The following is a 26,817-nucleotide window of genomic DNA, read 5'->3' as shown; positions in this document are numbered from 1 at the left end:
CCTCCACTCACCTCCCCTCCGGCGCGCGCTCGGCCAACACCGGAATCTCGTCCAACGTCTCGTCGTCGAGCGCGTCCCAGTCGATCCCCTCCGGACGCGCGTAGGGCGTCTCGGTCCGAATCGTTCGTTCCGGAGTCACCACCAGATCGAGGGGGACGTCGTGGGCGTCGGGCCCTGGAAGCTCGCCGGGGTCCGCGATCGGTGACTCGGGACCGTCGAGGACCGACAGCTCGTGGACCGTGGTCGCCACGACGGTCGCGTGGTCGTCGGACTGCGTCCGGCTGCTAGCGCGGAGCGCCTCACTGTCGTCGGACTGCGTCCGACTGTCACCGGGCGAAGCCCGGTTGCCCGAGGGACGCTGTCCCTCGCCGCTAGAGGCGCTTTGCGCCTCTCTGTCGACGGCGCCGAGCTCGCTGAGCACGCCCCACTCCAGGTCGCTGTACCCCTCGCCCTTCCCGATCCGGGTACCGTCGGTCGTGACGCCTACCGAGCCGGCGACCACGAGGTCGACGTGCGGCACGTCCTCGGGCGCGACCGGGGTGCCGTGCGTCGAGATGCCCGAGACGGTGGTGGCGTCGTCGATATCGGCGTCGTCGTCGGCCTCGATGGCCTCCGGGTCGAGCCGGAGGAAGGGGTCGGCGTCGCGGAGCCGCGGCTGGGCGACGTACACCGTCTTCCCGTCGCGGAGCGCGGCGCGTCGCACGGGGAGCTGCGGCGCGTCGGGGTTGCACTTCAGCGTCGACGCCGCCGCCCACGCGTCGGTGTCGGTCAGCCGCTCGCACGCGGCGTCGGCGCCGGCGAAGTTCGGGATCCGGTCGCGGGACGGGAACGGGAACCGCGCCTGGTCGCCCGCCTCGAAGGCGTCCCAGACGGCCTCGCGGACGGCCTGTTTGTCCATGGTCGAAACAGGAAGCCCGGTGACAAGTAGTCCCCGAACTCGCGTCCGCCGCGGTTTCATCTCTCGATCGATGAATTACCGGGGCGTTTATATATCAGATGCGTGTGAATTCATCCATGCTCGAAGACGGACTCTCGTACCCGGTTCGCGGCGACTGGATCGGACGGATAATCATCGGCGGCGTACTGGGCTTCCTCTCGGTGCTCCTCCTCCCGGCGTTCGTCATCGTCGGCTACCTCGTTCGCGTGCTCGAACGGACGGTCGGCGGCGACGACGTGCCGCCGGAGTTCGACGAGTGGGGCGACCTCCTGATGAAGGGGATCATCGGGTCGGTGATCACGCTCGCGTACGTGATCGTCCCGGTGGTCGCGTACACGCTTCTCGTGACGGTCGTGTTCGGGGCCGGCGCCGGGATCGGCGGCGACGCGGGCGCGCTCATCGGAGTCGTCGGCCTCCTGCTCGCGCTGGCGTTCATCCCCGTGCTGTTCCTCATCTACTACGCGGTTCCGGCCGGGCTGACGGCGTACGCGGCCCGCGGGGAGATGAGCGCCGCGTTCGACATCGACCTGCTGAAGCCCACGCTGTTCAGCACGGAGTACCTCGTCGCGGTGCTGATGCCCATCGTCGTCGCGATGGTCATCTGGATCGTCACCGCGGTGCTCTCGGTGACCGTCATCGGCCTCCTGCTCGTCCCCTTCGTCCAGTTCTACGGGCAGGTCGCGGTGTTCCGGATGTTCGGTTCTGCGTTCGCGAGCGTGAACGACCGGATCGAGACGGGCTCGGTCGGCGACGCCGGCGCCGTCGGCGACGACGACCTCGCGTACTGAGGCGGCTTCGAAACGACGGTCGACGCGTCCCGCGACGCAACCGCTGACGCGTCCCGCGACGCGCCTTTTAAACCGCTCAACCGCCCACGTACGGGTATGTTCGAAGACCGGCCGGACCGCGACGCCGAGGTCGTCCTCGTGGGGCGCTCGAACGTCGGCAAGTCCACGCTGATGCGCGAGCTGACGGGTCACGACTTCTCGACCGGCGGCAAGCCGGGGGTCACCCGCCAGCCGAACCACTTCGACTGGGCCAGCGAGAGCTTCATGTTCACGGACCTGCCCGGGTTCGGGTTCATGTCCGGCGTCGAGGAGGAGCACCGCGAGGCGATCAAGACGAACATCGTTCACTACCTGGAGGACAACGCCGACTCGATTCTGGCGGGCGTCGTCGTGATGGACGGGAAGGCAGCCGTCGACATCATCGACCGCCACGCCGAGCGCGGGAACATTCCCCACGACGTGGAGATGTACGGCTTCCTCGAGGACGTGGGCGTCGAGCCCATCGTCGCCGTCAACAAGACCGACAAGATCGACGACCTCGACGAGCGACTCGACGAGATCTGCGACCGCCTCGGGCTCTACCCGCCGTGGCAGCAGTGGTCCGACCGGATCGCGCCGATCTGCGCGAAGCGCGGCGACGTCGAGGCGTTGGAGGAGTGCCTGCGCACGCGGTTCCACGAGCACAACCGCGACGACCTGCTGAAGTTCGTCGCGTGAGACGGCCCTCCTCTTATAAATAGCGAGCCGACGATCGGGGTCGCATGAACGCCCGTCCCGTCGCGGCGCTCGGCGTCGCGCTCACGACGTTCCTCGCCGTCGCCGCGCTCCTGACCGAACTCCTCGCGGCCCGGATCGCGTTTTCGGCGCTCGTCGGACTCCCGATCGGGATCGTCGCGGGCGTCGCGGCGGGAATCGCGACGTGGACGCGTCTCTGGCGCGCTCCGCGGGCTCGACCGCCGCTTCTCGGAACCGCCGCGTTCGGGTACGCGCTGCTCGCCGCCGCCGCGGTCTCGTACGCGGTACCCCCGGCTCGCGCCGTTGTGAGCGTCGGCACGGCCGTCCCGTTCGCCACGGTCTGTGCGGTCGCCGCGTTCCTGCTCGCTCGCCGGTACGCGGACCGGATCGCGTGACCGCGAGCGAAGGAGGTCGGCTCCGCCCTCAGGCGAACACGACGAACCGGAACAGCCACAGGGTGACCATCCCGCCGGCGATGGTCGCCGTCACGTTCTCCGTGCGCCACGCGACCGCGCCGGCGACGACGCCGGCGATCAGCTGCTCGTCGGCGAGCGTCGCGGCGACCGAGGGCCGGATCGTCACCAGATAGGGGAGCGCGAGCGCCGCGAGCACCGCCGGCGGAACGTATCGGAGCGGGCGCTTGATCCGGTCGGGCACCTCGTCGACTCGGCCGAACAGGTGGATGAAAGAGAGCCGGAAGCCGTACGTCGCGACCCCGATGAGGACGATGGCGATCCAGACCTCGAGCGAGCCGCCGAGGAGCGGGGACCCGCCCGTCACTCCCCGAACACCTCCGTCAGCAGGCCGACGAGGATTCCGGAGACGGCCCCGGTGAGCAGGCCGAGGTTCAGGGGAAGGCCGGCGGCGACGACCGCGACGGTCCCGGCGGCGACGCCCGCGGCGGTGGTCGGCCGGTCCTTCATCGCGGGGACGAGCAGCGCGATGAACACCAGCGGGACCGCGAAGGTCAGCCCCCATGCGTCGGGGACGCTGGCGCCGACGACGACGCCGAGCACCGTCCCGATCTGCCAGACGACCCACAGCCCCCCGCCCGCGCCGAGGTAGTAGCGCCACCGGCTCCGCTCCGGGTTCGCCTCGAACTCCGCGACCGAGATCGCGTACGCCTGATCGGTGAGCAGGTACGCGAGACCCGCCCGGAGCCTGCGGCCGTAGTCCGCGAAGTGCGGCGCGATCGACGCCGAGTACATCACCACTCGGAGGTTGATCACCACCGCGGTGCCGACCACGACCGCGAGCGGCGCGTTCTCTCCGATCAGCCCGAGCGCGGCGAGCTGGGAGGCGCCCGCGAACACGATCACCGACATCCCGACCGCCTCGGCGAGCCCGAGCCCGGCGTCGACGGCGGCGATGCCGGCGACCAAGGCGAACGGGGCGATCCCGAGCAGCAGCGGCGACACGTCTCGGACCCCGGCCCAGACGTCGCCGTAGAGACCCGCGTCGTCCGGGGAGGTGGCATCCGGAGAGGTTCCGTCCGGGGAGGTGTCGTCGGAGATCTCTCCCTCCACGGTCACTCGCGCGGGTAGACGGGCTCGTCGTGCTTCGCCGCGAGGTGGTCGGCGTGCTCCAGCTTCGCGTTGGCCTTGCGGAACGTGCCGAGCAGCGAGTGGACCTCGCGTTCGGTCGGGTGCGCGCGCCCGAGCAGCCGACGCATCAGCAGCGCGTTCTTCTCGCGGACGTGCTCGCGCTGGCCGGTGGCTTCGAGGAAGTCGCCGAAAAAGTCGTGGAAGCGCTCCACGTCGGCCTCGGGGGCGCGGGTGACCGCCGTGTCGGGGAGCTGCGTCTCGTCGACGGTCAGATCGCGGAGCTCGTACAGGAGCACGGTCGCGGCCTGTCCGAGGTTCAAGACGGGGTAGTCGTCGTCGGCCGGGATCGAGCATACCTCGTCGAGCCGGGAGAGCTCCTCGTTGTTGAGCCCGCGGCCCTCGCGGCCGAAGACGATCGCCGTCGGCGCGTCCACGGCCTTCAGCGACTCCCGCAGCTCGGCGGGCGTCTTGAACGGGAACCGCTCGTGGCTCTGGTCGTCCTCGCCCGTGATCGCGGTGGTGCCCACCGTGTGGTAGTTCGCGACGACCTCGTCGAAGGTCACCTCATCGGCGTTCGGGAGCACGTCCTCGCGGGCGTGACCGGCGAAGCCGTACGCCTCGCCGTCCTCGCTGAGCTCCGGGGGATCGACCAGCTTGAGGTCGGTGAGCCCGAAGTTCTTCATCGCTCGGGCGATGGTGCCGACGTTGCCGGGGGTCTCCGGCTCGACGACGACCACGACCGGCTTGCGGCGGGTCGACCGATCGCGGTCGTCGCGGTCGTCGCCCTCGACGCTCGCGTCCGCGTCGCCTCCGCTCATCGGTTCGACGGGTAGTCGGTCGAGAGGTCGACGCCTTCGAGGTCGTCCTCGCTCAGCTCGTTCTCCCCGTCCCCGCCGCCGCTCTCGCCGGCGAGTTCGAGGATGTCGATCCGGTCGCCCTCGAAGTCCTGCTCGACGCGCTCCTGGATGTCCTGCTGGTCCGGCAGGTCGGGGAGCCCGTCGGGGTCCTCGTCGACGTGTTCGACGGACTCGTACCCCTCCGGGGCCTCGTTGCCCGCGGCGACCCACTCGTGGAAGCGGTCGCCGAACTCGAGGGAGCCGGCGTGCTCGCCGCCGCCCTCCTCGCGGAACCAGTAGAGCAGGTCCGGCTCGTGTTCGGGACAGAGCAGCACCTCTCCCTTCGGCTCGCCGTAGACGATCTCGGCCTGGTTACAGCGGTGGACCTCGGCCTCGCCGTGTTCGAGGTAACAGACGTCGCAGGGCTCCTCGACGAGGCTGACGAGCCTGAAGAGTCGCTCCCGCGGCTCCTCGGGGATCTCGTCGAGGGGCTTCAGCTCCTCGTCGTCGGTGAATATCTCCTCCTCGTCGAACCGCCATCCGCGGAGGCCGACGCTCACTTTCGCCATGCGCGAGGCTACGCGCGGCGCGGATAAAAACGCGTCCTTCCGGGGACGAGCGCCCCGTTCGCGAGGCATATACGGACGCGGCCCGTATCGCCCGCCAATGCGACGACGGGGAGTCCTCGCGGCGATGGGTGTCGCGTCGATCGGCGGGCTCGCGGGGTGCGGCGGGAGCGCCCCGATGGCGGACGAGGGGGATGACGGGGAGGGGAGCGGCGACGACGAGGAGGGTGGCGGCGACGACGGGAGCGGCGACGGCGACGGCCAAAGCGGAGAGAACGGCGGCGAAACGGACGCCGTCACCGACGACCTCCCGACCGACTGGCCCTCCGGGGCGTACGCCGACTACGACGCGACGACGGTCACGGTTCGGGACCCGGACGGCGACGATCTGGGTGCGGTGCGGGCCGCGATCGCGGATACGCGCGACAAGCGGACCCTCGGCCTCAGCGACGCCCCCTCGCTGCCCGAAAACGCCGGGGTGCTGTTCGTGTACTCGGAGCCGCGAGAGACGTTGACGTTCATCATGCCGAACATGGACTTCGGGATCGACATCGTCTACGTCGACGCCGATCGGACGATCACCCGGATCCACAACGCGCCGGAACCGGGGCCGAACGAGGACGGGAGCGAGCAGCGGTACCCCGGGTCTGGCCAGTACGTGCTCGAAGTCCCCTACGAGTGGACCGACCGGCGCGGCGTCGAAGTCGGCGATTCGCTGGCGTTCGAACTGTGACCCCGCTCAGCGGGCCCTGTCTGTAGCCGTCGGCTCGAGGGCGTCCAGCTCCGGCGAGCGAGCGACGCTCACCGCGAGCACGGCGGTCATGACCGCGAACAGTGCCGCGAGCGCGACGACGAATCCGACCGCACCGGCCGTGATGAGAAGTTGACTCCCGAGCAGTTCGCCCCCGAGCGTCGCGACCAGGGCAGCCAGCGCAACTCCGAGCAATCGGTCTTCTGCTTTCGTGTCCATCCCTCACCTCCGTGCTGGACGGCATTAACGCGTGCCCGACTGCTGTCGTCGTGTCTCATACTGGCACGTCTCGCGCCGATCGGGGGCCGATCCGCGACCCTGCGCCGGTCACCGCGCGCCCTCGACTCCCGCGTGCACTCGCCGCGTACATTTGCCCCCTTCGTACACTCGCCCCGTTTATACCGCTCGCGCCCGTGGGAACTGTATGCGAAACGTGGACGCGGCGGGCCTCGGAATCGGCGACGACCACCCGCCTCGGGTCATGGGCGTGCTCAACGTCTCCGCCGAGTCGCCGTACGATCCGAGCGTGTACGACGACCCCGGCGAGGCGGCCGAGTACGTCGACGAGGAGCTGATCGGCGAGGGCGCCGACATCGTCGACGTGGGGCTCGAATCGGCCAACAAGGACCTGGACGTGCTCTCGGCCGACCAGGAGCTGGATCGCCTCGACACCGCGGTCGAGACGCTCGAGTCGACCTCGGGCGACGCGGTCTGGTCGATCGAGACCCGCTACCACGAGGTCGCCGACGCGGCGCTCGCGCGCGGTTTCGACATGGTCAACGACATCTGCGGGTTCGCCGACCCCGAGATGCCCCGCGTCTGCCGCGAGCACGACGCCGCCGTCTCGAAGATGGCCTCGCCGCCGGACCTGGAGCGACCGGGAGCCATCGAGGAGGTCGATGACATCTACGAGGCGCTCTCGAGGAACGGGTTCACCGACAAGACGATCCTCGACCCCGCCTTCGGCGGCTGGTCCGAGGCGAAGACCCACGCGGACGACCGCGAGACGTTCGACCGGCTCCGGGAGTTCCGGGGCTACGGTCGCCCGCTGCTCGTCTCGATCAACCGCAAGAGCTTCCTCAAGACGATCGCCGGGCGGAGCACCGAGGAGGCCCTTCCGGTGTCGCTCGCCGCCACCTCGATGGCGGTCGAGCGCGGCGCCCGCGTGATCCGCACCCACGACGTGGCCGAGACGCGCGACGCCGCCCTCGTGGGCGCCGAGTTCGCCCGGGACCGAGTCCGCTCGGAGGCCGGCGAGGTCGCCGTCGAGGAGCTCGACGTGACGACCGTTCGAGAGGCCGAGCGCCACCTCGACCGGCTCGACACCGACCCGTCCGTCGCCGACGACGCGGTCGTTCACACCTACGAGCTGCGCGGACTCACCGACGAGGCTGCCGGCGCGCTCCGAGCCGCGACCGCCGAGCCGGGCGTCGGCGCGGCGTTCGCTCTCGCCGGCTCCGGTTCCGACGAGGCCGAGATCCCGCCCTCCGCGACCGACGGCGGAGCACCGAGGGACGGCCGATCCGGCCTCCTCGTCGCGACGCCGGCCGAGGTGTCCGCGGTTCGATCGGCCGTTTCGGGCGTGTCAGCCGCGCTCGACGCCGCACTAGAACCGATCGACCGCGGCTCTAAGTAAGAGAAAGTTTATGCCGTCGTGCAGACAACCCGTTCAGTGGACGCCGGAGGGGCACGCGGGTAGGGGTACTCTGTGCTACTCCGGCCCATACCATATTCCACCCCGCCAGCGGCGGCGCCGTCTCCCGCCGCGATCGGACGGTCGCGACCGGTGCGGTATCGACGACCCGACAGCGAGGGATCCCAGATGAATTTCGAGACCTTCGAACCCGTCTACGAGGCGATCCTCGCCGACTTCGGCTTCGACCGCGCGGCCGACGAACGCGCTCGCGACGCCGCGGCCGACATCGCGACGGCGTTCCCCCTCGACCGGCTCGGCGGCTGGCGCGGCGAGACCGTGGCGATCGCGGGCGCCGCTCCCTGCCTGTCCGAGGAGGTCGAGACCGCCCGCGACGCCGACGTCGTGGTCGCCGCCTCCACCGCTGCCGACGCGCTCCGCGACCGCGGCGTCGCCGTCGACTGCATGGTGACCGACCTCGACAAGAACCCCGAGACCGCGGCGGAGCTCACGCGAGAGGGCGTCCCGGTCGCGGCTCACGCCCACGGCGACAACGTCCACGCGGTCCGCGAGTGGCTCCCCCGGTTCGCGGACGACGCGACGCTGGCGACGACGCAGGCGGCCCCCGTCGGCCCGGTCCGGAACCTCGGCGGGTTCACCGACGGCGACCGCGCCGCCTTCCTCGCGGACCACGTCGGCGCCGGGCGCCTCGTCTTCCCGGGATGGGACTTCGACGACCCGGACGTGAACCCGATGAAGGCGCGGAAGCTCGACTGGGCCGCGCGGCTGTTGCGGTGGCTCGAGCGCCGCCGCGACGAGCGGTTCGCGGTCCTCGACGGGCGCCGCGAGGGGCTCGACGACGCGCTCGAACCGGTTCTCCGCGAACGCGACGGGGACGGTATTTAAAAGAGCGAGGGGGCTACGCCACGCGGTCCTTCGGCAGCAGCTCCGCGCGGTCGCGGGCGTCGAGCCACTCGACCAGCCGGACGAGCTGGTCGCTCGCGGCCTCGAACAGCCGCTCCGCTTTTTCGGGGGTCACGTCGGTCGGGTCGCCGAACGCCCCGTTCGCGGAGTTGTCGACCGCGTCGTAGAACGTCCGGGCGCCGTGGACCACCGCGTCCGACTCGTCGAGGTGGACGAGCCCGTCGTCGCGGGCGTCTTCCAGCCGGTCGGTGTCGACCAGGTCCGGGGCGATATGCGTGATCATCGCGGTCTCTTTCGGGCCCGCGTGGGGGCCGTTGTGCTCGAACAGGTCGTCGACGAGCTCCGGGATCGACTCGTCCCACATCCACTCGATCGCGTAAGCCGTCTCGTCCTCGTGGAGCCGGCGCCCGACCTCCCGGAGGTGCTGGACGTTGCCGCCGTGGGCGTTCACGAACACGACGCGGTCGATCCCGTGGTACGCGAGGTTCCGCGTGAACGACTCGACGTAGTCGCGGAACTCCGGCGGGTCGACCCACATCGTCCCCGGGAACTGCCGGTGGTGCGGGCTGACGCCGACGGTTACCGTCGGGGTGCGGACGACGCCCGTCTCCTCGGCGGCCGCGGTCGCGAGCGCCTCGGCGATCAGGTGGTCGGTCGCCAGCGGCAGGTGCGGACCGTGCTGTTCGGTGGAGCCGAGCGGGACGAGCGCGACGGACTCGTCCGACAGCGCCTCCCCGAGCTCCGGCCACGTGTGGTCGGCGAGATACATACTCGATCACCGGGTTCGCGGACGTATCAACCCCGCTCTCTCGGTCGCGTTCGCCGGGATCGGGGGTCGCAAGCCGCGGCGAGATCCCCCGATCGCCACTTCCTCGGCCCGTGTCGCCACCCTTTTTGTGTCGTCCCGCCGAATTCGGGCGTATGTTCGGAGGAGGCGGCATGAACCCGCGAAAGATGAAACAGATGATGAAACAGATGGGGATCGACGTCGAGGAGCTCGACGCCGAGCGGGTCGTCATCGAGACGGCCGACGGCGACGACCTCGTCTTCGACGGCGCCCAGGTGACCAAGATGGACGCCCAGGGCCAGGAGACCTACCAGATCGTCGGCTCGCCCGAGGCGGTCGCCGACGCGGGCGCCGGCGGGAGCCCCTCGGCGGTCGAGGGCGACTCGGGGACGGCGGCGATCGAAGAGGACGGCGCGGACGACGCGGGCATCCCCGACGAGGACGTGGCGCTCGTCGCCGAGCGTGCGGGCGTTCCGAAGTCGACGGCCCGCGAGGCCTTAGAGGACGCCGACGGTGACCTCGCGGCCGCGATCGCGGAGCTGGAGTGACTGATTCGGCGTGACGGACGCCGCGTATCTGCTGGTTCACGAGGACCGAGAGTACCTGCTGGAACCCGGCGAGGAGTTCGGCACGGACCTCGGCGTGCTCGAGGTCCCCGACGACGTCGAGGGCGGCGACGCCGTCGAGACCCACCTCGGGACCGTCTTCGAGGTCCGCGAGCTCCGCGGCCCCGATCTGTTCAACCACCTCGAACGCACCGGCGCGCCGATGATGCCCCGCGACGTGGGGCTCGTGATGGGCCACACCGGCGCCTCGGGGGGCGACCGCGTGCTCGACGCCGGCACCGGCACTGGGATCCTCGCGGCGTACCTCGGCCGCGCCGGCGCCGACGTGACCACCTACGAGATCGACGCCGAGTTCGCCGAGGTCGCCCGCGGGAACATGGCGACCGCCGGCGTGGCGGACCGCGTCGAGGTCCGCACCGGCGACCTGACCGAGGAGTTGGACGCGCTCGCCGACGGGGACCCGTTCGACGTGCTGACGCTCGACACGGGAGACGCCCCGGCGGTCGTCGAGCGCGCGGACGACCTGCTCGCGTCCGGCGGACGCCTCGCCGTCTACTCCCCGTTCGTCGAGGGGACCCGCGAGGCGGCCCTCGCCGCCCGCGAGGCCGGCTTCGAGGGCGTCGAGACCCTCGAAACGATTCAACGAGAGATGGACTTCTCCGACCGCGGCTCCCGCCCCTCCACCGCGGGCGTCGGCCACACCGGCTACCTGGTGTTCGGCCGGGCGCCGTAGCCCGTCACCGGCGCAACGTTCTTTCCGGTTCCGCCGCCACTGGCCGTATGGCTCCGCCGACGACTGGCGAAGACTCCGGGAATCCCGACGGCGACGATCCCTCCGAGGTCGCCGTCGCGCTCGCCGAGATCGACGACGGGCTCGCCGACGCGGTCGAATCGGCGCTCGCCGGGCGGTCCGAGGTCGTCGCCGTCGGCGTCCCGCTCGGGCTGCTCCCGCCGGTCCTCGCGGCCCGAGAGCGGACCGAGGGCGACGGAGCGTGGCGGGTCGCCTGCCGGCCGGGCGTCGCCGACGCGCTCGGGCGGGCGTTCGTCCTCGGCACCGAAGTCGCCGAGGCGGTCGCGGAGGGGGAGATCGAGCTTCGGACGGTCGCGAAGGGTCCCGAGTCCGAACGGGTCCTGTTCGCGACTCACGCCCGCGTCGACGCGGTCGCCGGCCCGGAGGGAGCCCGGACGCTCGTGGCCGAGGAGGCGCCGGATCGGGTCGCACCCGCGGCCCGAGCGGTCCGCGAGCGGTACGCGGCGGCGACCCCCGCGACGGTCGGCATGCCCGCGCGAAGCCGCCTGCTCGCGGCCGCTCGCGAGACGCTCGACGACCGGTTCGCGGACGACGTGGCCGCGGCGCTCGACGCGCTCCCGTACGGCGCGGTCGGTCGGACCGGCGAGGTGACCGACCGGACGCTCCTCGTGGCGATGGCGGCGCGCCACGACCACCTGCTGTGGGACCTCCGGCGGTGGATCGGGACGGAAGCGAACAGCGAGCGCGACGGCGGGAGCGGCGGGAATGGCGACGGGAGCGGCGGGGACGAGGCGAACACCGAAGGCGTCGGGATCGCCGCCGGACAGGACCTCACCGCCGACCGGCGGGCCTTGGTACGGCGGGACCTGATCGAGTCGCTCAAGATGCCCGCCGGCGACGGCCGCCCGCAGCTCCGGCTTCGGGCCGTCGACGACGCGCTGCTCCGCGCGAGGCCGGAGGAGGTGCTCAGCGTCCTCCGGGGTCGGTTCGCGCTCCCGCTCGACGCGGACGGACGGGTCCGGGATCCCGGACGCGACGAACGCCGACCGGTGTGGGCGCGGAGGCGACGTGACAAGAACTAACTCCCGGCGGCGCCCCCGGACGGGTATGCCGAACTTCTCCGACAGGGTCGAGCGGATCTCGATCAGCGGGATCCGCGAGGTGTTCGAGGCGGCCGGCGACGACGCGATCAACCTCGGGCTCGGCCAGCCCGACTTCCCGACGCCGGACCACGCGCGACGAGCCGCGGTCGACGCCATCGAGTCCGGGAAGGCCGACGCCTACACCGAGAACAAGGGGACCCGGTCGCTCCGCGAGGCGATCGCCGAGAAACACCGGACGGACCAAGGGATCGACCTCGACCCGGACGACGTGATCGCCACCGCGGGCGGCAGCGAGGCCCTTCACATCGCCCTCGAGGCCCACGTCGACTCCGGCGACGAGGTGTTGATCCCGGACCCCGGGTTCGTCTCCTACGACGCGCTGACGAAGCTGACGGGCGCGGAGCCGGTCCCGGTCCCGCTGCGCGACGACCTCACGATCGACCCCGCCGCGATCGAGGCGGCGATCACCGACGACACCGCGGCGTTCGTGGTGAACTCGCCCGGGAACCCCACCGGTGCGGTCTCCTCCGAGGCGGACGTGCGCGAGTTCGCGCGCATCGCCGACGAGCACGACGTGCTCTGCGTCTCCGACGAGGTGTACGAGTACACCGTCTTCGACGGCGAGCACTACTCGCCGATAGAGTTCGCCGAGACCGACAACGTCGTGGTCGTCAACTCCGCCTCGAAGCTGTTCTCGATGACCGGCTGGCGGCTCGGGTGGGTGTACGGCTCTACGGAGCGCGTGGAGCGCATGCTGCGCGTCCACCAGTACGCGCAGGCCTGTGCGTCGGCGCCCGCGCAGTACGCCGCCGAGGCCGCGCTGCGGGGCGACCGCGGGGTCGTCGACGAGATGACCGCCTCCTTCGAGCGCCGACGCGACCTCCTCCTCGACGGCTTCGACGACATCGGGATCGACTGCCCGACGCCGCAGGGCGCGTTCTACGCGATGCCGCGGGTCCCCGAGGGGTTCGTCGACGAGTGCCTCGACCGCGGCGTGGTCGTCGTGCCCGGCGAGGCGTTCGGGGAGGGCGGGCGCGGCCACGCCCGGATCTCGTACGCGACCGACGAGAGCGAGCTCCGGGAGGCGCTCGACGTGATGGGCGAGGCGTACGAGGCGGTGCGGTAGGAACCGAATTGCGGCAACACCTGCCAAACAATAACTCTAGGGCATTACCCGGTGTCGGGAGGTTTCCGCAAGTTATACTGCCGCCGGCGAAGTACCGAACCGTAATGGACCGGAACATTCAGGTCAGCCGCCTCGATCGCCGAGCGGTCGAGGACCAGGAGGTCGAAATCGTCGAGCGGAAGGGTATCGGACACCCGGACTCGATCTGCGACGGAATCGCGGAGTCGGTGTCGCGGGCGCTCTCGCAGCTCTACTTGGACCGCGTCGGGAAGGTGCTCCACTACAACACCGACGAGACGCAGCTGGTCGCCGGCCGCGCCGCGCCCGCGTACGGCGGCGGCGAGGTCGTCGAGCCGCTCTACGTGCTCATCGTCGGCCGCGCCACGAAGGAGTACGAGGGCGAGCAGCTCCCGGTCGACTCGACCGCGCTGGCGGCCGCCCGCGACTACCTCGGCGAGGCGATCCCGGAGCTGGAGTACGGCACCGACGTGGTCGTCGACGCCAAGCTCGGCGAGGGGTCCGGTGACCTCCAAGACGTCTTCGGCGAGGAGACCCAGCAGGTGCCGATGGCCAACGACACCTCCTTCGGCGTCGGCCACGCGCCCCTGACGGAGACCGAGGCGATCGTCCACGAGGCCGAGCGCGAGCTCAACACGACCTACCACGCGGACCACCCCGAGCTCGGGCCGGACGTGAAGATCATGGGCAAACGCGAGGGCGACCGGATCGACATCACCGTCGCGGCCGCGATGGTCGACGCCTACGTCGACGGGCTCGACGAGTACGACGACGCGGTCGAGGACGTGCGCGAGTTCGTCACCGACCTGGCCGAGGACCGCACCGACCGAGAGGTCCACGTCGACGTCAACACCGCCGACGACTACGACGAGGGCTCCGTCTACCTCACCGTCACCGGCACCTCCGCGGAGCAGGGCGACGACGGCTCCGTGGGCCGCGGGAACCGCGCCAACGGGCTCATCACGCCGAACCGACCCATGTCGATGGAGGCGACCTCGGGCAAGAACCCCGTCAACCACATCGGGAAGATCTACAACCTGCTGTCGACCCGGATCGCGGAGTCCGTCACCGACGAGGTCGACGGGATCCGCGACCTGCAGGTCCGCCTGCTCTCGCAGATCGGGCGCCCGATCGACGAGCCCCACGTCGCCGACGCGCAGCTCGTCACCGAGGAGGGAGTCGCGATCGGCGACATCGAGCCGGCGGTCCTCGAGATCGTCGACCGCGAGCTGGCGAACGTCACCGACGTGACCCGGAGCGTCATCGACGGCGACGTGTCGACGTTCTGAGGTCGTCGTTCCGCCGGCGCGGCGGCAAGTTCGGCTCCGGAACCGCCCGACTCCCACCGATTCGCCGATCGGTCTCCGAAGCCCTTTTGCTGCTCTCGGGTGACAGCGAGGCATGACTTCGACGCGGGCGTGGCCCGTCATCGCGCTGATCGGGGTCACCGGGGTCGTCGCCCGCGTCGCGGAGTTCTCGGTGTCGCCGACGGACGACCCGTTGACGGTGTTCGTCGGGTCGCTGATCCCGATCGGATTCGCGCTCGCGCTCTTGGGACTGGTGTGGTGGATCCGGTACGACGACCGGACGACGATCACCCGTCGGACGATCGGCTGGTGTCTCCTGGGCGGGTCACTGATCGCCGGCATCGAGGGCACGACGATCCTCTACCAGCAGACGCAGGGCGTGGTGCTCACCGAGCGGCGGCTCACCGTGGTGAACGCGTTCGTGCGCGGGACGCTGCTCGGGCTGCTGATCGGGCTGTACGACCACCAGCGCCGCGCCGCGATCCGCAGCTCCCGAGAGCGCGAGTCCCAGCGGGACCGACTCGCGGAGTTCGCGTCCGTCGTCGCTCACGACCTCCGGAACCCGCTGTCGGTCGCGCAGGGGTACCTCCTGCTCGCTCGCGAGGGCGACGAGTCGGCGTTCGATCGCGTCGAGAACGCCCTGATGCGGGCGGATCGCATCATCGACGACACGCTGACGCTCGCGCGCGAAGGGGAGGCCGCAACGGAGACGGAGCCGGTCTCGCTCGCGGCGGTCGCACGCGACGCGTGGTCCACGACCGAGGCGGCCGAGGACGCGGCGACCGCCGGGGCCGGGCTCCGGATCGACTCCGACGCGACCTTCGACGCGGACGCCCCTCGCCTGCGTCGGCTGTTGGAGAACCTCTTCCGGAACGCGATCGAACACGGCGGCGTCGACGGCTCGGTGACGGTCTCCGTCGGCGCCCTCGACGACGGGTCCGGTTTCTACGTCGCCGACGACGGACCGGGGATCCCCGAGGCCGACCGCGAGTCGGTGCTCGACGCGGGGTACTCGACGGAGACGGACGGGACGGGGTTCGGGCTCGCGATCGTCTCGCGGATCGCCGACGCGCACGGGTGGACGGTCGCCATCGACGAGAGCGACGAGGGCGGGGCGAAGTTCGTCTTCGAGACGACGTGAGGCCTCCGCGCCGTCGGCCCCGCCCGGACACCCCCGCGACCGCAACCGATTTGTGGAGCGGCCGACTCCGATAGCGTGTGACGCGGGTGTGTCTCCTCGGCGACCCCGACGTGAACCTCACCTACGAGCTGCTGTCCCGCGAGACGGCCCGGGACGCCCTCGCGACCTACGAGATCGAGGAGCCCTTCGAGAACAGCGTCGCCGTCGACACCGTGAGCCTCGGTGCGGCGGTGTCCCTGTTAAACGACCTCAACTGGTACCTCGTGCGCTTCGTCGACGAGGCGCTCGTCCGCGAGCCGTCGGTCTCCGCCGACGAGTGGCTCTCTCGCGACCTCGCCCGCGAGGTTCGCGACGGCGCGGTCCCGCCAGAGGAGACCGACCAGCGCCTCAAGCTGTTCGGGCTCGTCGACGGCCGGCCGGTCGAACCCCTCTACGTCCGGCGGACGCAGGGCGAGACGCCCGAGTACGACCTGCGCGACGTCGACGAGACGGTGATCGTCCGAGTGAGCGAGTCCGAGTTCTCGGGGTAGTCGGCGGTCGCGGATCGGTGGACCCGTGGATCCGGCGGAGACGGGTTGAAAAGGGTTCGGACCGAACGCGTGGTATGGGAATGAAAGCTGACGGCGACGCGGCGCTCCACGAGATCGATCGCTTCGGCCGCGGTGTCGGCTGGATCGCGTACCCGGGCGAGTCGATGGAGCGGGCGAGCCACGCGGTCGCGGTCCCGAACGAGGAGAGCGAGACGAACGACGTCTGGGTGTTCGATCCGATCGACGCCCCCGGCCTCGACGACCTCCTGGCGGACCTCGGGACGGTCGCGGGCGTCGTCGTCGGGCTCGACCGCCACAAGCGCGACAGCGCCGAGATCGCGACCCGACACGGCGTCCCCGTCTACGTCGCCGACTGGATGACCGGCGTCGCCGACGAGCTCGACGCCCCCGTCGAGCGGTTCGGTTCGCGGCTGGCGGACTCCGGCTTCGAGGCGTTCCGGATCCGCGACTCGTCGGTCCCGCCGTGGCAGGAGGTCGGCTTCTTCGACGGCGAGACGCTGATCGTCCCCGAGTCGCTCGGCTCCGCCTCGTACTTCCGGGGCGATCGCGAGCGGCTCGGCGTCCACCCGATGCTCCGACTGACGCCGCCGACCAAGGCGCTCTCGGGGCTGAACCCGGAGCGGGTGCGCGTGGGCCACGGCGTGGGCGTGGACGAGCGAGCGGCCCTCGCCGTCGAGGACGCGCTCTCCGGGTCCCGCCGCAAGGCGCCCCGGCTGTACGCGCGGACCCTGCGCTCGGCGCTCGGTATCTGACCGTGTCGACAGTCGTCCGCCGGTCGTCGACGCTCCGCTCGTGATCCACGTCACCCGCGACCTGTTGACGGTGCTGCTCGACCACGCCGCCGAACGCGACCCCGACGAGACGAGTCTGAAGCTCTCGGCCACGCGCGCCGGCGAGTTCGACGAGGAGACCGACCTCGACCCCGCGACCCCGGTGTTAACCCACTTCACGCCCGCGGGAGTCGGCGGGTCGGTGAACGCCGTGTTCGGCGTCGACATCGGGACGCCCGTCGGACGGGGCGGGGCGCGGTTCGTCTCGCACCCGGACGGGTTCCTCGGCGTGTCGAAGACGGACGACCTCGCCGCGGTCGTGCTGGTGGCGGTCCCGCCGTACGACGACGACGCGCTCGCCGCGTTCGACCGCGCCGGCGACGGGATCGAACTGGGGGTCCTCGACGCGGCGCCGCCCGAGGAGTCGCTCCCGGAGTGACCGCGGCCGCGGCGCCGAGCGGGACCCGCGTGACCGACCCGTCACTCGCACGACCGACCCGTCGCTCGCACGACCGCCTCGCCGCCCGCGCTCCGAGCATGGGTTTCAAACGTCCCGAGCGAGTAGCACGCCGCAATGGCAGCACGCCCACCCGGCGGCGGCGGAGCCTCGGAGCCGGACGCGATCGAGTTCGGTATCGCCGTGCTCGACGAACGGATCGAGGAGGCCGGCGTGTCGTTCCCGGCGACGGCCGAGGAGGTCCGCGACGCCCTCGGCGACCGCGAGATCCCCTACGACGCCAAGGGGCGGACGATCGCGCTCGGCGAGGCGCTCGACCAGGTGCCACAGAGCCGGTTCGAAAACGAGACGGAGTTCCTCGACGCGCTGTACCCGGTGTTCGACCGCAAGCGGCGGGAGGGCGGCGGGTTCCTGACGAGCCTGCGGGACGCGCTCCCGTTCTGACGCCGCGGTTCCCCGGGGTCGGCCGCTCGGCGGGCGCCCGCTAGACCTCGATTTCCGCCTCGCCCTCGGCGTCGTCGCTCCCGGTGTCGAGCCGCTCGATGATGTCGTTTATCAGCACCACGTCGCCGACGGCCCGGACCCAGCGGTAGGGGAGGATGACGCCGGTGTTCCCGCCAACGCGGCCGGCGAACAGCTCGTGGTTGAGCTCCGCGAGCGCGAGCCCGGTCACGGCCTGTGCGTCCAGATCGAGGCGCACGTCCTCGATCTCGCCGACGAAGACGCCGTTGTTCGAGTACACCTCGCGACCGACGAGAGACGTGATCTCCTCCGGAGCAGCGTTCATATGCGATACGGTCACGAGCGCGCCTATTAAGCGTTCGTTGTCGAACGACGCCCGTCAGACGAGGCGGGCGGCGTTTTCCGTCTCCCGCGGTCACGTGTCTCCCGCGGTCGACTCCTTCCAGGTCGCGTGTCTCCAGCGGGCAACTCCATCGAAGTCCGGGGAAGCGGGTTTCTCACGACTCGACGACTGGGGGAGGTTTTTCACGGTTCGACCGTGATGGATTCGCATGGCGACACACACGCCTGACCCGGATCCGCGGGACGGGGGGAACTTCGACTACACTGGCGGCGCGGTGGAGCGACCGGACCTCGTGGACGCGCTGGAGGCTCGGGTCGACGGCGACGTGCGGTTCGACGAGTACTCGAAGCGGCTGTACGCGACCGACGCCTCGGCGTACGAAGTCACGCCCATCGGCGTCGTGATGCCGGAGTCGACGGCGGACGTGGCGGCGGTCCACGAGTACTGCTACGCGGAGGGGATCCCGGTGTTGCCCCGAGGGGGCGGCACGTCGCTCGCGGGCCAGACCGTCAACGAGGCGGTCGTCCTCGACCTCACCGACTCGATGGACGCGGTGCTGTCGACGGACCCGGTCGCGGGGACCGCCCGGGCGCAGGCCGGGGCGTACGTCGGCGACCTCAACGCCGCCGTCGAGCCCCACGGGCTGAAGTTCGCGCCCGACCCGGCGTGGCGCGACAAGTCCGCGATCGGCGGCGCGATCGGCAACAACTCCACCGGGGCGCACTCGCTGAAGTACGGGAAGACCGACCACTACGTCGAGGAACTGGAGGTCGTGCTCGCGGACGGGACGGTGACGACCTTCGGGGAGGTCGCCGTCGACGACCTGCGCGAGTCCGCCGACCCCGACGCCGACGACCTCCTACCGCGGATCCACGCCGAGATCGTCCGGGTCCTCGACGAGGAGGCCGAGGCGATCGACGAGCGCTTCCCGGAGATGAAGCGGAACGTCTCCGGATACAACCTCGACCGCCTGCTCGCCGAGTACCGCGGCGAGTACGGCGAGGAGGGAACGGTCAACCTCGGGCGGCTCATGGCCGGGAGCGAGGGGACGCTCGCGACCGTCACCGAGGCGACCGTCTCGCTCGTCGAGATCCCCGACACGAAGGCCGTCGCGCTCTTAACGTACGGTGACCTCCTCGACGCGATGGAGGACGTGGCGCCGATCCTCGAACACGACCCCGCCGCGGTCGAGGTGATGGACGACGTACTCTTAGGGCTCGCCGCCGACACGCCCGAGTTCGAGGACGTCGTCGGGATGTTGCCCGAGGGGACGGACTCGGTCCTCCTCGTCGAGTTCTACGCCGAGAGCGACGCGGAGGGGAAGCGGAAGGTCGCGGACCTGATCGCGGACCGAGTGGGCGACGACGGCGCGGCCGACAGGGTCGTTCCCGAGACCGAGGTCGACCCGAGCGAGGGCGCCGCCGACGTGACGACCCAGCCCCGCCGCGCGGTCGACGCGATGGAGGCGCACGACCCCGCGAAGCGCGACCGGTTCTGGAAGATGCGCAAGGCCGGGCTCCCGATCCTCCTGTCGCGCACCACCGACGAGAAGCACATCTCCTTCATCGAGGACTGCGCGGTCCCGCCCGAGCACCTCCCCGAGTACACCCGGGAGTTCCAGGAGATCCTCGACGACAACGACACGTTCGCGACCTTCTACGCCCACGCCGGCCCGGGCGTGCTCCACATCCGCCCGCTGATCAACACGAAGGACGTCGACGACGTGGACGCGATGGTCGACATCGCCGACCGCGTCACCGACGCCGTGGTCCGGCTCGGCGGGTCGGTGTCGGGCGAGCACGGCGACGGCCGCGCCCGGACCCAGTGGAACCGGAAGCTGTACGGCGACGACCTCTGGGAGTCGTTCCGCGAGCTGAAGACCGCCTTCGACCCGGACTGGCTGCTCAACCCCGGGAACGTCTGCGGCGACTTCGACATGAGCGAGAACCTCCGGTTCGACTCGGAGTACGAGTACGACGCCGGCTTCGACCCCGCGATGGAGTGGGCGATCGACAACGGGATGCAGGGGATGGTCGAGCTCTGTCACGGCTGCGGCGGCTGTCGGGGGCCACAGGAGACCACCGGCGGCGTGATGTGCCCGACCTACCGCGCTAGCGAGGAGGAGATACAGGCGACCCGCGGCCGGGCGAACATGCTCCGCGGGGCCATCTCGGGCGAGCTCCCAGACGACCCGACCGACGACGAGTTCGTCACCGAGGTGATGGACCTGTGCGTCGGCTGTAAGGGCTGTACGAAGGACTGTCCGAGCGGCGTCGACATGGCGAAGCTCAAGGCCGAGGTCGAGCACGCCCACCACGAGGAACACGGGATCGACCTGCGGACCCGGCTGCTCGGGAACTTCGAGCGGTTGGCGCCGCTCGGTTCGGCGCTCGCCCCGCTCTCGAACCTCCCCGGGAAGCTCCCGGGCGCCGGCCTCGTCGCGGAGAAGGTCCTCGGGATCGCCAAGGAGCGGGAGCTCCCGACCTTCCGCTCGGAGAGCCTGACGGACTGGTTCGAGGCCCGCGGCGGCGCGGGAATCGCCCGCGCCGAGGCGGACCGCGACGTGCTGTTGTTCCCCGACGTGTACACCACCTACACGAACCCCGGCGCGGGGAAGGCGGCGGTCAGGGTGTTAGAGGCCGCGAACTGCCACGTCCGGATCCCGGACGTGGACGGCAGCGGGCGCCCGCCGCACTCGAAGGGGATGCTCGACGAGTCGCGGACGGCCGCCGCGGACGCCGTGGAGACGCTCGCGCCCGACGTTCGGGACGGCTGGGACGTGGTCGTCGTCGAGCCCACCGACGCCGTGATGCTCCAGTCCGACTACCACGACCTGCTCGACGGCGGCGCCAGCGACGTGCCCGACGCCGACGTGGCGACCGTCTCCGAGAACACTTACGGCGTCATGGAGTACGTCGACGCGCACCGGCTCGACGAGGACCTCTCCCTCGACGCGCCCACGGAGTCGCTCACCTACCACGGCCACTGCCACCAGAAGGCGACGAAGAAGGACCACCACGCGGTCGGCGTGCTCCGGCGCGCCGGCTACGGCGTCGACCCGCTCGACTCCTCCTGCTGCGGGATGGCCGGCTCGTTCGGGTACGAGGCCGAGCACTACTCGATGAGCAAGGCGATCGGCCGGATCCTCTTCGATCAGATCGACGAGAGCGACGGCGACGAGGTCGTCGCGCCCGGCGCCTCCTGCCGGAGCCAGCTGAAGGAGCGCGACGCGGGCGCCCCCGAACCGCCGCACCCGGTGGAGAAGCTCGCGGCGGCGCTGGCGTAGGCGGGCGATTCGAGCGGGGGACTCTCACTCCTCCTCCTCGTCACACCGTCACCGAGACTCCGAGAGATTCTCAAAAGCGAGGGCACGCTGGCAGCTGCCGCTTCCCGACTGAGCGTGAAGAGCTATTGAGCGGCGGGGTTCGCGAGACCCGCCGTCAGGAGTCGCGCCACTTGTGGCCGCACTCGACGCAGGTGAACAGCCGAACCTCGTAGGAGCCGCCCGGCTTCGGCAGCATTTCGTAGGAGGCTCGGTCGCCGTCGCAGTCGTCCGCCGGACATGGCTCCTGCATCGTCTCGGTGGAGTCCTGAGTCGCGTCGGCCACGGCGGGTGCCGCGTCCTCCCGCTGTACATCTTGGGTCGCCATCGCCGCATCCGCCTGCGAGTCCCGCGGCTCCTCGTTCTCACAGGAGCGACACACCCACGTGTCGCCCTCCGTGTGCATTATCGAACCGCACTCGTCACAGAATTGCATATGACGCGGGAATACTCGGTCGTCGGATATATGCGTTAACTTCCGATCCGCCGCGGATTTCGACGAGGGCGAATCGAGTCATCTACTCGCCGCCTTCGATCCGGTCGCGCTCTCGCTCCCGTCGCCGGTGTAAGACCAGTTTCAGCCCCTTCCCCGGTCCGCCCTCGATCGGCCAGCCCTTCGTCCGCCACTGAGGCGGTTCCGGCGAGAACGACGGACAGGAACCCGAACACTCCCGCCCGGTCGGGACCTTCTCCTTCGCCGCGCAGTACGGGACGAGCGCCCGACCCTCGCGGCGGAGCTCGAAGTGGCGACAGTCCGGGCGCATCGTGTCGGCGAAGGAGCGCCATCCCTTCCCGTAGGCGCGCTCGGCGATCTCGAGTCGCAGCGTCTCGGTTTCGGGATCGCGACGCTCGCCCTCCGCGGGACCCAGACCGCTCGGGTGCCACGCCACGTCGGCGGCGTCGGCGTCGACGCCCCCGGAGAAGTCGGTCGCGAGGATGCCGGCCTCGACGGGCATCTCGCGGAGCAGGGCCGGCTCGACGCGCTCGCCGGTCGTCTCGGTGGCGAGCCACGCCTCGTCGGCGAGCCCGGTCTCGACGTCGTGTTCCAGTTGGTCGGCGAGGCGGTCGGCGGCGGAGCGGTCGAGGTCCGGCTTGTTCTCGATCGCGACGATCCGCTCGACCCAGTCCGGGTACGGTCGCTTCCGGCGGAGCTCGATCCGGTTGTTCCGCCGTCGCTTCTCGATCAGGTCGCGGCCCGCCGCGCGGTGGACCGCCCGCCGGACGTAGCGCCACGGGTAGCCGGGGTGCGGGAGCGCGTCGCGGTACCACGCCCACTCGGCGGGGGCGCCGCGCACGACGTGGAGGAGGTCCGAGTCGATGGTCCGGTCGCCGAACGCGCGGCGGGCGGCGAACGCGGCCGGGTCGACCTCGATCACGACCGTGTCCCAGCGGCGCTTCTCGGTGCCGAGCTGGCGGGCGACGAGCGACGGGCGCGGCCCCTCACCGGGGCGCCACGCAAGCTCGGCGTACCGACAGACCAGGAGCTCGTAGCCGAACTCGGCGTCCGGAGTCACGGTTCGGGTAGTCGGCGGCCGCTTAAAAATGAACGGGGCGGGACGAGCCGAGGCGGAGCGCGCCGCTCGGCGGTCAGATGTACTCGCCCGTCTCCTCGTCTTTCCGCTCGTCGAGGTACTCGTGGGCGTCTTCGAGGATGTCGCGGGGCCCGTTCTGCGTGATCGTGTTGAGGGCCTGATCGTAGTCGCGCCACTGCAGGTCGCGGTGTTCGTTCGAGATCTCGGCGCTCGCTTCGAACGAGCGGGCGATGAACAGGTGCACCGTCTTGTGGATGGTGTTGCCGTTCGCCTCGAACACGTAGTCGTACTCCTTGCGGAAGCCGTCGATCAGCCGGAAATCCTCGATCCCGGCCTCCTCGCCGACTTCCCGTATCGCCGTCTGCTGGAGCTCCTCGTCCCCCTCGACCCCGCCTTTGGGGAACTCCCAGTCCCCCGGTCGGCTCTTCAGGAGCAAGTACTCCCGTTCGCCGCGGGTGTCGCGGAAGAGGATGGCTCCAGCGCTGGTCGCTTCGACCGTCATTAGCGTCAGGTAAGCCACCACCCCTAAAGAGGGTGTCGGAGTCGCGAACGCACCGGCCGTTACGGCCCTCTTCGGCCGATCTGCGCGGCGTTAATCGCCCCCCATCGGGGTTTTTATACGGTGCTCACGCCGTTGGATGTAGCGTTTCGCTCTCGGTAGATGCGCTTTTACTCCTCGGGCCACCATGCACGGACGACCCCCAGCCATGACCTTCGTCACGAAACTCTCCTTCGCGTCCGGCGACCGCGACGTGCTCGCCGAGACCGTTCAGGAGCTCAAGTCGACGCTCGAACGAAAGGGCGCGGAGTGTAAGGGCCCGCACGCCACGCCCGCCGAGACCGTCCGCGTTCCCCTTTATAAACAGCTCCGCGCCGGCGACGAGTTCTCGCCGTGGACCTACGACGTGTACAAGCGCTCGATGGAGATCCACGGGGCGGACGACATCGCCCGCGAGGTCGTCGGTCGCGACTTCCCCGACTCGATACACGTCGAGGTCGAGGTCGACCAGAAGAAGCCGCTCGGGCACCGCCGCGACTGAATCTTTTTTAAATAGCCGCGGAACCGGGCGGCTCAGTCGTCGTCGCCGGTCGCGACGATCCGCTCGCCGGAGACGAGCCACCCGTCGTCGTTCGCACGCGCCGCGATCTTCGGCTGGAACACCCACGCGGCGAGGCCGAGGATCGGGATCATCGACGCCCCGACGATCGCGTAGCCGACGTGGAGGTTCGGGAGGAACGCGGCCGAGAAGGCCAGCGGGTAGACGACCCCGCCGACGGTACCGATCCCGCCGACGATCCCGGTGACCGACCCGGAGTTGTTGGGGAACATCGTGGGCACCTGCGCGAAGATCGCGCCCTCGGAGAACGCGCATCCGGTGCCGACGAGGAAGCCGGCGACGACGGCGACGTAGATGTTCCCCGTCAGCCCGGCGAGCGTCATGCCGAACATCGACAGCACGACGAACGAGAGCGTGGCGAAGGTCCACTGGTTGCGGTACTCCCCCGCGAAGACGGGGAGGATGTCCCGCTCGTTGCGCGCGACCACGTCGCTGACGTACCCCCCGATCGGCCGGAGGAGTCCGGCGGCGACCGAGAACGTCGCCGCGAACGTCGCCGCGATCACCACGTCGCCCTGTCCGAACGCCTCGCGGTAGTAGGTCCCCAGCCAGCCGTTCATCGCGAGTTCCAGCCCGAACGACATCACGTACGCGACGGAGAGGACGACCGCGCCGTAGCGCGTGGCGATGAACCGCCACTGGTCCCAGCTCACGCCCGCCTTCGTCGCCTCCCGCTTCGCCTCGCTCTTCGCGGCGGCCCCGAAGACGTAGTAGACGACCCCGAGCAGCACCGCGAGCGCGCCGGTGTAGAAGAACGCCGCCCGCCAGCTCGACGAGGTCCCGAGAAACGCCGGACCGAAGAGCGGGTCGACGTACCCTTCCCCGAAGATCCGCGGGAGCGTGAAGTACGCCCCCAGTCCGGCCCCCGCGTTGCCGATCCCGGCGAAGATTCCCTCCGCGGTCCCGAGGTTCTCCTCCTCGAACCACTCGGAGACGTGCTGGATACCGATGACGAACGTGATTCCCGACAGCGACGCGACGATCCGCGACCCGATGAACACCTCGTACGTCTGTGCGAACGCGCTCAGGATCGCGAACGCCCCGACGGTGACGAGCGTCACGCCGCCGGTGACGTTGGCCCCGAACCGGTCCGTCAGCGGCCCGATGAGGATGCGACCGAGCGGGACGGCGACGATGGCCGCGCTCGCGACGATCCCGAGCTGTTGGACCGAGAGCCCGAACTCCTCGGCGATTCCCCCCGTGAAGGGCGCGAACGAGAACCAGATGACGAATCCGAGGTTGAACATCGCCGTCGCTAAGATGAGGTTCCGGTACTTCCCGTACAGCAGGTCGGTCGGCTTCACCGCGAGTCACCTCCCGCGAGGCGATCGGCGTCGCCCGAGCGGCAGCGGTCGGCGGACCGACCGATCGCGTTCTCGCGCTGGAGTGAGCGGTTCGGGAGGACCCCGGCGGTATCGCTACCGGGATCACATATCGAATCCGGATTGAATTGTTCGAACATAGTTTTTCTCACGTGACAAAGACACATACCAGATATTAATAAACGAATCGCTTAACAAAAGGCGTGTTTAGATAGAAGATATTAGTTCATTCTCAATAACGCTTCATACAGAGATACATCCAAGACTGAGGATCTGAAATTATAATGTGGGAACATTATCGGACTCCTTCTTGAATAACGACACGCCACCCCGAACGTCGGCGATCTGTTTTAATTATATAATCGTGAGGAGATCTGCTCCGGCCCCGAGACGCCGGTCGACGAGGTGCGATCGACTGACGAACGAGGAGAGAGCGGGACGGCGATGGCGACGGCGCGCTCGGCGTGGGGTCGGCGACGGCGCGCTCGGCGTGGGGTCGGCGACGGCGCGCTCGGCTGTGGGGTATCGCTTCGCACGAGAGAACATTCGCGCGAGGGAACGAGAACCGTCAGGAGTACGAACCGGTGCCGTTCGCCTGCCGCCCGCCGGTGGGTTCAGTCCCGCCGCGGTCCGGAGCGGTCAGCCCGATCGCGCACTGCTTGAGGTTCGGCTCGGCCGATTCCGGGTCCGCGGCGGACAGCGTGAGCCGGTTGGCCGCCGGGTTGTGGACCGGGAGCCAGACGAGCCCGGGCGGCACGTCGGAGTCGGGCGCGACGCCGACCGTCACCGCGGAGCGACGCGACTCGATCACCGTCTCGCCCCGGTCGAACGCCCGCAGGTTGTCGGCGATCGTCTCGGGGTGCATCCGCGCTGCCATCGCGCCCTCGTCGCCGGCGTCGTCGGATCGGGTCCGGACACCGGTGTTGTACGCGTCCGGGCGCCGACCCGTGGTGAGGGTGAGCGGGTACTTCTCGTCGATCGGCTCCGGCACGGCCTCGTGAGAGGCGTTCGAGAACTGCGCTCGGCCCGAGTCGGTGTGGAACGACCACGGGCCGTCGTCGGCCGGGTCTCCGTCCCTCTCGCCGTTTCGGGCCTCTCCCGCGTAGTACCGGTACCCGCCCTCGCCGGTCTCGTCCGGGGCGGGCCACCGGAGGGCCAGCTCCTCGGACAGCCGCTCGTAGGAGATCCCCGAGAGGTCGGCGGTCGTGCCGCGCGTCAGCGCGCTGACCTCGTCGAACAGCGCTTCGGGGTCGAGGCGCACCGAATCGAACAGCTCGGGAACGATCCGGTCGGCGACCGCGCCGATGATGTCCGCGTCCTGCCGGACATTCCCGGGCGGCTCCCGCACCGCCGTGACCCGCGAGACGCGCCGCTCCATGTTCATCACCGTCCCCTCGGACTCGCCCCAGGTCGCCGCCGGTAACACC

General features: G+C 70.2%; 31 protein-coding genes. 18 read left to right on the top strand and 13 right to left on the bottom strand.

The annotated features are described in order from the left end of the window. Positions 1-7: 7 nt before the first annotated feature. A complete protein-coding gene (locus C469_RS01825; RefSeq protein WP_008003328.1) occupies positions 8-898 on the bottom strand; it encodes a 5-formyltetrahydrofolate cyclo-ligase in 891 nt (296 codons plus the stop codon). A gap of 116 nt (positions 899-1,014) precedes the next feature. On the opposite strand from C469_RS01825, the gene C469_RS01820 reads away from it, so the two are divergent. From C469_RS01820 to C469_RS01810, 3 genes are all read left to right on the top strand, one after another. After that, positions 1,015-1,725 carry a DUF4013 domain-containing protein gene (locus C469_RS01820; RefSeq protein WP_008003326.1) on the top strand — a complete coding sequence of 237 codons (711 nt, stop codon included), beginning with the start codon at positions 1,015-1,017 and terminating at the stop codon, positions 1,723-1,725. 96 nt (positions 1,726-1,821) lie between these two features. Continuing rightward, positions 1,822-2,442, top strand: coding sequence for a GTP-binding protein EngB (gene engB, locus C469_RS01815; RefSeq protein ID WP_008003324.1), 621 nt, complete (start codon positions 1,822-1,824; stop codon positions 2,440-2,442). Between the two features lie 44 nt (positions 2,443-2,486). Continuing rightward, positions 2,487-2,855 (top strand): hypothetical protein, encoded by a 369-nt coding sequence (locus tag C469_RS01810; protein ID WP_008003322.1) that lies wholly within the window; start codon positions 2,487-2,489, stop codon positions 2,853-2,855. 28 nt (positions 2,856-2,883) lie between these two features. On the opposite strand, the gene C469_RS01805 is transcribed toward C469_RS01810, so the two are convergent. The 4 genes from C469_RS01805 to C469_RS01790 form a co-directional block, all read right to left on the bottom strand. Beyond that, positions 2,884-3,240: an AzlD domain-containing protein gene (locus C469_RS01805; protein WP_008003320.1), complete on the bottom strand. Its 357-nt coding sequence runs from the start codon at positions 3,238-3,240 to the stop codon at positions 2,884-2,886. Continuing rightward, positions 3,237-3,878 (bottom strand): AzlC family ABC transporter permease, encoded by a 642-nt coding sequence (locus tag C469_RS01800; protein ID WP_049910925.1) that lies wholly within the window; start codon positions 3,876-3,878, stop codon positions 3,237-3,239. Before C469_RS01800 ends, C469_RS01805 begins: the two co-directional genes overlap by 4 nt. A 110-nt stretch (positions 3,879-3,988) precedes the next feature. Beyond that, positions 3,989-4,822 carry an RNA methyltransferase gene (locus tag C469_RS01795; protein ID WP_008003317.1) on the bottom strand — a complete coding sequence of 278 codons (834 nt, stop codon included), beginning with the start codon at positions 4,820-4,822 and terminating at the stop codon, positions 3,989-3,991. Next, positions 4,819-5,409: a hypothetical protein gene (locus C469_RS01790; protein WP_008003314.1), complete on the bottom strand. Its 591-nt coding sequence runs from the start codon at positions 5,407-5,409 to the stop codon at positions 4,819-4,821. The genes C469_RS01795 and C469_RS01790 overlap by 4 nt, the downstream gene beginning before the upstream one ends. A 97-nt stretch (positions 5,410-5,506) precedes the next feature. On the opposite strand from C469_RS01790, the gene C469_RS01785 reads away from it, so the two are divergent. Further along, complete coding sequence (locus C469_RS01785) at positions 5,507-6,139, top strand: DUF192 domain-containing protein (protein WP_049910916.1); 633 nt, start codon at positions 5,507-5,509, stop codon at positions 6,137-6,139. Between the two features lie 6 nt (positions 6,140-6,145). Here C469_RS01785 and C469_RS01780 read toward each other — a convergent pair whose 3' ends face one another. Beyond that, a complete protein-coding gene (locus C469_RS01780) occupies positions 6,146-6,376 on the bottom strand; it encodes a hypothetical protein (protein WP_008003310.1) in 231 nt (76 codons plus the stop codon). 205 nt (positions 6,377-6,581) lie between these two features. Here C469_RS01780 and folP point away from each other — a divergent pair, with 205 nt between their 5' ends. Continuing rightward, entirely contained in the window at positions 6,582-7,793 is a 1,212-nt protein-coding gene (gene folP / locus C469_RS01775) for a dihydropteroate synthase (RefSeq protein ID WP_008003309.1), read from the top strand. A gap of 186 nt (positions 7,794-7,979) precedes the next feature. Continuing rightward, positions 7,980-8,696, top strand: coding sequence for a 6-hydroxymethylpterin diphosphokinase MptE-like protein (locus C469_RS01770; RefSeq protein ID WP_008003307.1), 717 nt, complete (start codon positions 7,980-7,982; stop codon positions 8,694-8,696). A gap of 13 nt (positions 8,697-8,709) precedes the next feature. Here the strand turns inward: C469_RS01770 and C469_RS01765 are convergent, their stop codons facing one another. Continuing rightward, positions 8,710-9,483, bottom strand: a complete 774-nt coding sequence (locus tag C469_RS01765) for a creatininase family protein (RefSeq protein WP_008003304.1) — start codon at positions 9,481-9,483, stop codon at positions 8,710-8,712. A gap of 152 nt (positions 9,484-9,635) precedes the next feature. Here C469_RS01765 and C469_RS01760 point away from each other — a divergent pair, with 152 nt between their 5' ends. The 10 genes from C469_RS01760 to C469_RS01715 all read left to right on the top strand — a co-directional run bounded on the left by C469_RS01760 (position 9,636) and on the right by C469_RS01715 (position 17,735). After that, positions 9,636-10,049 (top strand): nascent polypeptide-associated complex protein, encoded by a 414-nt coding sequence (locus C469_RS01760; protein WP_008003302.1) that lies wholly within the window; start codon positions 9,636-9,638, stop codon positions 10,047-10,049. 10 nt (positions 10,050-10,059) lie between these two features. Beyond that, the gene (locus C469_RS01755) at positions 10,060-10,800 is read left to right on the top strand and encodes a methyltransferase domain-containing protein (RefSeq protein ID WP_008003301.1); all 741 of its coding nucleotides are present in this window, start codon (positions 10,060-10,062) and stop codon (positions 10,798-10,800) included. 47 nt (positions 10,801-10,847) lie between these two features. Continuing rightward, positions 10,848-11,900 (top strand): transcriptional regulator TbsP domain-containing protein, encoded by a 1,053-nt coding sequence (locus tag C469_RS01750; protein ID WP_008003300.1) that lies wholly within the window; start codon positions 10,848-10,850, stop codon positions 11,898-11,900. Positions 11,901-11,925: 25 nt separating this feature from the next. Next, complete coding sequence (locus C469_RS01745; RefSeq protein WP_008003299.1) at positions 11,926-13,047, top strand: pyridoxal phosphate-dependent aminotransferase; 1,122 nt, start codon at positions 11,926-11,928, stop codon at positions 13,045-13,047. A 104-nt stretch (positions 13,048-13,151) separates the two neighbouring features. Beyond that, positions 13,152-14,354 carry a methionine adenosyltransferase gene (locus C469_RS01740; protein ID WP_008003297.1) on the top strand — a complete coding sequence of 401 codons (1,203 nt, stop codon included), beginning with the start codon at positions 13,152-13,154 and terminating at the stop codon, positions 14,352-14,354. Between the two features lie 112 nt (positions 14,355-14,466). Next, a complete protein-coding gene (locus tag C469_RS01735) occupies positions 14,467-15,513 on the top strand; it encodes a sensor histidine kinase (RefSeq protein WP_008003296.1) in 1,047 nt (348 codons plus the stop codon). 77 nt (positions 15,514-15,590) lie between these two features. After that, positions 15,591-16,043, top strand: a complete 453-nt coding sequence (locus C469_RS01730) for a DUF5804 family protein (protein WP_008003295.1) — start codon at positions 15,591-15,593, stop codon at positions 16,041-16,043. A gap of 80 nt (positions 16,044-16,123) precedes the next feature. Continuing rightward, the gene (locus tag C469_RS01725) at positions 16,124-16,816 is read left to right on the top strand and encodes a hypothetical protein (RefSeq protein WP_008003294.1); all 693 of its coding nucleotides are present in this window, start codon (positions 16,124-16,126) and stop codon (positions 16,814-16,816) included. Between the two features lie 40 nt (positions 16,817-16,856). Beyond that, a complete protein-coding gene (locus tag C469_RS01720) occupies positions 16,857-17,273 on the top strand; it encodes a hypothetical protein (protein ID WP_008003293.1) in 417 nt (138 codons plus the stop codon). A gap of 135 nt (positions 17,274-17,408) precedes the next feature. Further along, positions 17,409-17,735, top strand: coding sequence for a DUF5789 family protein (locus C469_RS01715; protein WP_008003292.1), 327 nt, complete (start codon positions 17,409-17,411; stop codon positions 17,733-17,735). A gap of 40 nt (positions 17,736-17,775) precedes the next feature. Here the strand turns inward: C469_RS01715 and C469_RS01710 are convergent, their stop codons facing one another. Further along, positions 17,776-18,078 carry a PRC-barrel domain-containing protein gene (locus C469_RS01710; protein ID WP_008003291.1) on the bottom strand — a complete coding sequence of 101 codons (303 nt, stop codon included), beginning with the start codon at positions 18,076-18,078 and terminating at the stop codon, positions 17,776-17,778. 226 nt (positions 18,079-18,304) lie between these two features. Between C469_RS01710 and C469_RS01705 the strand changes: the two genes are divergently transcribed. Continuing rightward, the gene (locus tag C469_RS01705; RefSeq protein WP_008003290.1) at positions 18,305-21,382 is read left to right on the top strand and encodes an FAD-binding and (Fe-S)-binding domain-containing protein; all 3,078 of its coding nucleotides are present in this window, start codon (positions 18,305-18,307) and stop codon (positions 21,380-21,382) included. A 154-nt stretch (positions 21,383-21,536) separates the two neighbouring features. Here the strand turns inward: C469_RS01705 and C469_RS01700 are convergent, their stop codons facing one another. The 3 genes from C469_RS01700 to C469_RS01690 all read right to left on the bottom strand — a co-directional run bounded on the left by C469_RS01700 (position 21,537) and on the right by C469_RS01690 (position 23,452). Continuing rightward, the gene (locus tag C469_RS01700; RefSeq protein WP_008003289.1) at positions 21,537-21,854 is read right to left on the bottom strand and encodes an RPA12/RPB9/RPC11 RNA polymerase family protein; all 318 of its coding nucleotides are present in this window, start codon (positions 21,852-21,854) and stop codon (positions 21,537-21,539) included. Positions 21,855-21,936: 82 nt separating this feature from the next. Beyond that, positions 21,937-22,932 carry a DUF5787 family protein gene (locus C469_RS01695; protein ID WP_008003288.1) on the bottom strand — a complete coding sequence of 332 codons (996 nt, stop codon included), beginning with the start codon at positions 22,930-22,932 and terminating at the stop codon, positions 21,937-21,939. A gap of 73 nt (positions 22,933-23,005) precedes the next feature. Further along, on the bottom strand, positions 23,006-23,452 hold the full coding sequence (locus tag C469_RS01690; RefSeq protein WP_008003287.1) for a bis(5'-nucleosyl)-tetraphosphatase: 447 nt from the start codon (positions 23,450-23,452) through the stop codon (positions 23,006-23,008). Between the two features lie 205 nt (positions 23,453-23,657). Between C469_RS01690 and C469_RS01685 the strand changes: the two genes are divergently transcribed. After that, positions 23,658-23,990: an uS10/mL48 family ribosomal protein gene (locus tag C469_RS01685; protein WP_008003286.1), complete on the top strand. Its 333-nt coding sequence runs from the start codon at positions 23,658-23,660 to the stop codon at positions 23,988-23,990. Between the two features lie 32 nt (positions 23,991-24,022). Here the strand turns inward: C469_RS01685 and C469_RS01680 are convergent, their stop codons facing one another. Next, positions 24,023-25,372 carry an MFS transporter gene (locus C469_RS01680; protein WP_008003285.1) on the bottom strand — a complete coding sequence of 450 codons (1,350 nt, stop codon included), beginning with the start codon at positions 25,370-25,372 and terminating at the stop codon, positions 24,023-24,025. Between the two features lie 586 nt (positions 25,373-25,958). Then, on the bottom strand, positions 25,959-26,817 hold an 859-nt coding region (locus C469_RS01675; RefSeq protein ID WP_147587227.1), incomplete at its 5' end, for a molybdopterin dinucleotide binding domain-containing protein.

This window comes from Halorubrum lipolyticum DSM 21995 (assembly GCF_000337375.1).
Lineage (GTDB): Archaea > Halobacteriota > Halobacteria > Halobacteriales > Haloferacaceae > Halorubrum > Halorubrum lipolyticum.
Note: the sequence above shows the minus strand (reverse complement) of the source record. Positions and strands in the feature narration are given on the sequence as shown.

Bases quoted from the DNA above. Each gene is read 5' to 3' on its own strand.
- C469_RS01785 (WP_049910916.1), top strand. From the start codon at position 5,507: ATGCGACGACGGGGAGTCCTCGCGGCGATGGGTGTCGCGTCGATCGGC.
- C469_RS01780 (WP_008003310.1), bottom strand. From the start codon at position 6,376: ATGGACACGAAAGCAGAAGACCGATTGCTCGGAGTTGCGCTGGCTGCC.
- C469_RS01690 (WP_008003287.1), bottom strand. From the start codon at position 23,452: ATGACGGTCGAAGCGACCAGCGCTGGAGCCATCCTCTTCCGCGACACC.
- C469_RS01715 (WP_008003292.1), top strand. From the start codon at position 17,409: ATGGCAGCACGCCCACCCGGCGGCGGCGGAGCCTCGGAGCCGGACGCG.
- C469_RS01790 (WP_008003314.1), bottom strand. From the start codon at position 5,409: ATGGCGAAAGTGAGCGTCGGCCTCCGCGGATGGCGGTTCGACGAGGAG.
- C469_RS01810 (WP_008003322.1), top strand. From the start codon at position 2,487: ATGAACGCCCGTCCCGTCGCGGCGCTCGGCGTCGCGCTCACGACGTTC.
- C469_RS01795 (WP_008003317.1), bottom strand. From the start codon at position 4,822: ATGAGCGGAGGCGACGCGGACGCGAGCGTCGAGGGCGACGACCGCGAC.
- C469_RS01685 (WP_008003286.1), top strand. From the start codon at position 23,658: ATGACCTTCGTCACGAAACTCTCCTTCGCGTCCGGCGACCGCGACGTG.
- C469_RS01765 (WP_008003304.1), bottom strand. From the start codon at position 9,483: ATGTATCTCGCCGACCACACGTGGCCGGAGCTCGGGGAGGCGCTGTCG.
- C469_RS01725 (WP_008003294.1), top strand. From the start codon at position 16,124: ATGAAAGCTGACGGCGACGCGGCGCTCCACGAGATCGATCGCTTCGGC.
- C469_RS01735 (WP_008003296.1), top strand. From the start codon at position 14,467: ATGACTTCGACGCGGGCGTGGCCCGTCATCGCGCTGATCGGGGTCACC.
- C469_RS01770 (WP_008003307.1), top strand. From the start codon at position 7,980: ATGAATTTCGAGACCTTCGAACCCGTCTACGAGGCGATCCTCGCCGAC.
- C469_RS01705 (WP_008003290.1), top strand. From the start codon at position 18,305: ATGGCGACACACACGCCTGACCCGGATCCGCGGGACGGGGGGAACTTC.
- C469_RS01825 (WP_008003328.1), bottom strand. From the start codon at position 898: ATGGACAAACAGGCCGTCCGCGAGGCCGTCTGGGACGCCTTCGAGGCG.
- C469_RS01710 (WP_008003291.1), bottom strand. From the start codon at position 18,078: ATGAACGCTGCTCCGGAGGAGATCACGTCTCTCGTCGGTCGCGAGGTG.
- folP (WP_008003309.1), top strand. From the start codon at position 6,582: ATGCGAAACGTGGACGCGGCGGGCCTCGGAATCGGCGACGACCACCCG.
- C469_RS01750 (WP_008003300.1), top strand. From the start codon at position 10,848: ATGGCTCCGCCGACGACTGGCGAAGACTCCGGGAATCCCGACGGCGAC.
- C469_RS01740 (WP_008003297.1), top strand. From the start codon at position 13,152: ATGGACCGGAACATTCAGGTCAGCCGCCTCGATCGCCGAGCGGTCGAG.
- C469_RS01820 (WP_008003326.1), top strand. From the start codon at position 1,015: ATGCTCGAAGACGGACTCTCGTACCCGGTTCGCGGCGACTGGATCGGA.
- C469_RS01760 (WP_008003302.1), top strand. From the start codon at position 9,636: ATGTTCGGAGGAGGCGGCATGAACCCGCGAAAGATGAAACAGATGATG.
- C469_RS01745 (WP_008003299.1), top strand. From the start codon at position 11,926: ATGCCGAACTTCTCCGACAGGGTCGAGCGGATCTCGATCAGCGGGATC.
- engB (WP_008003324.1), top strand. From the start codon at position 1,822: ATGTTCGAAGACCGGCCGGACCGCGACGCCGAGGTCGTCCTCGTGGGG.
- C469_RS01700 (WP_008003289.1), bottom strand. From the start codon at position 21,854: ATGCAATTCTGTGACGAGTGCGGTTCGATAATGCACACGGAGGGCGAC.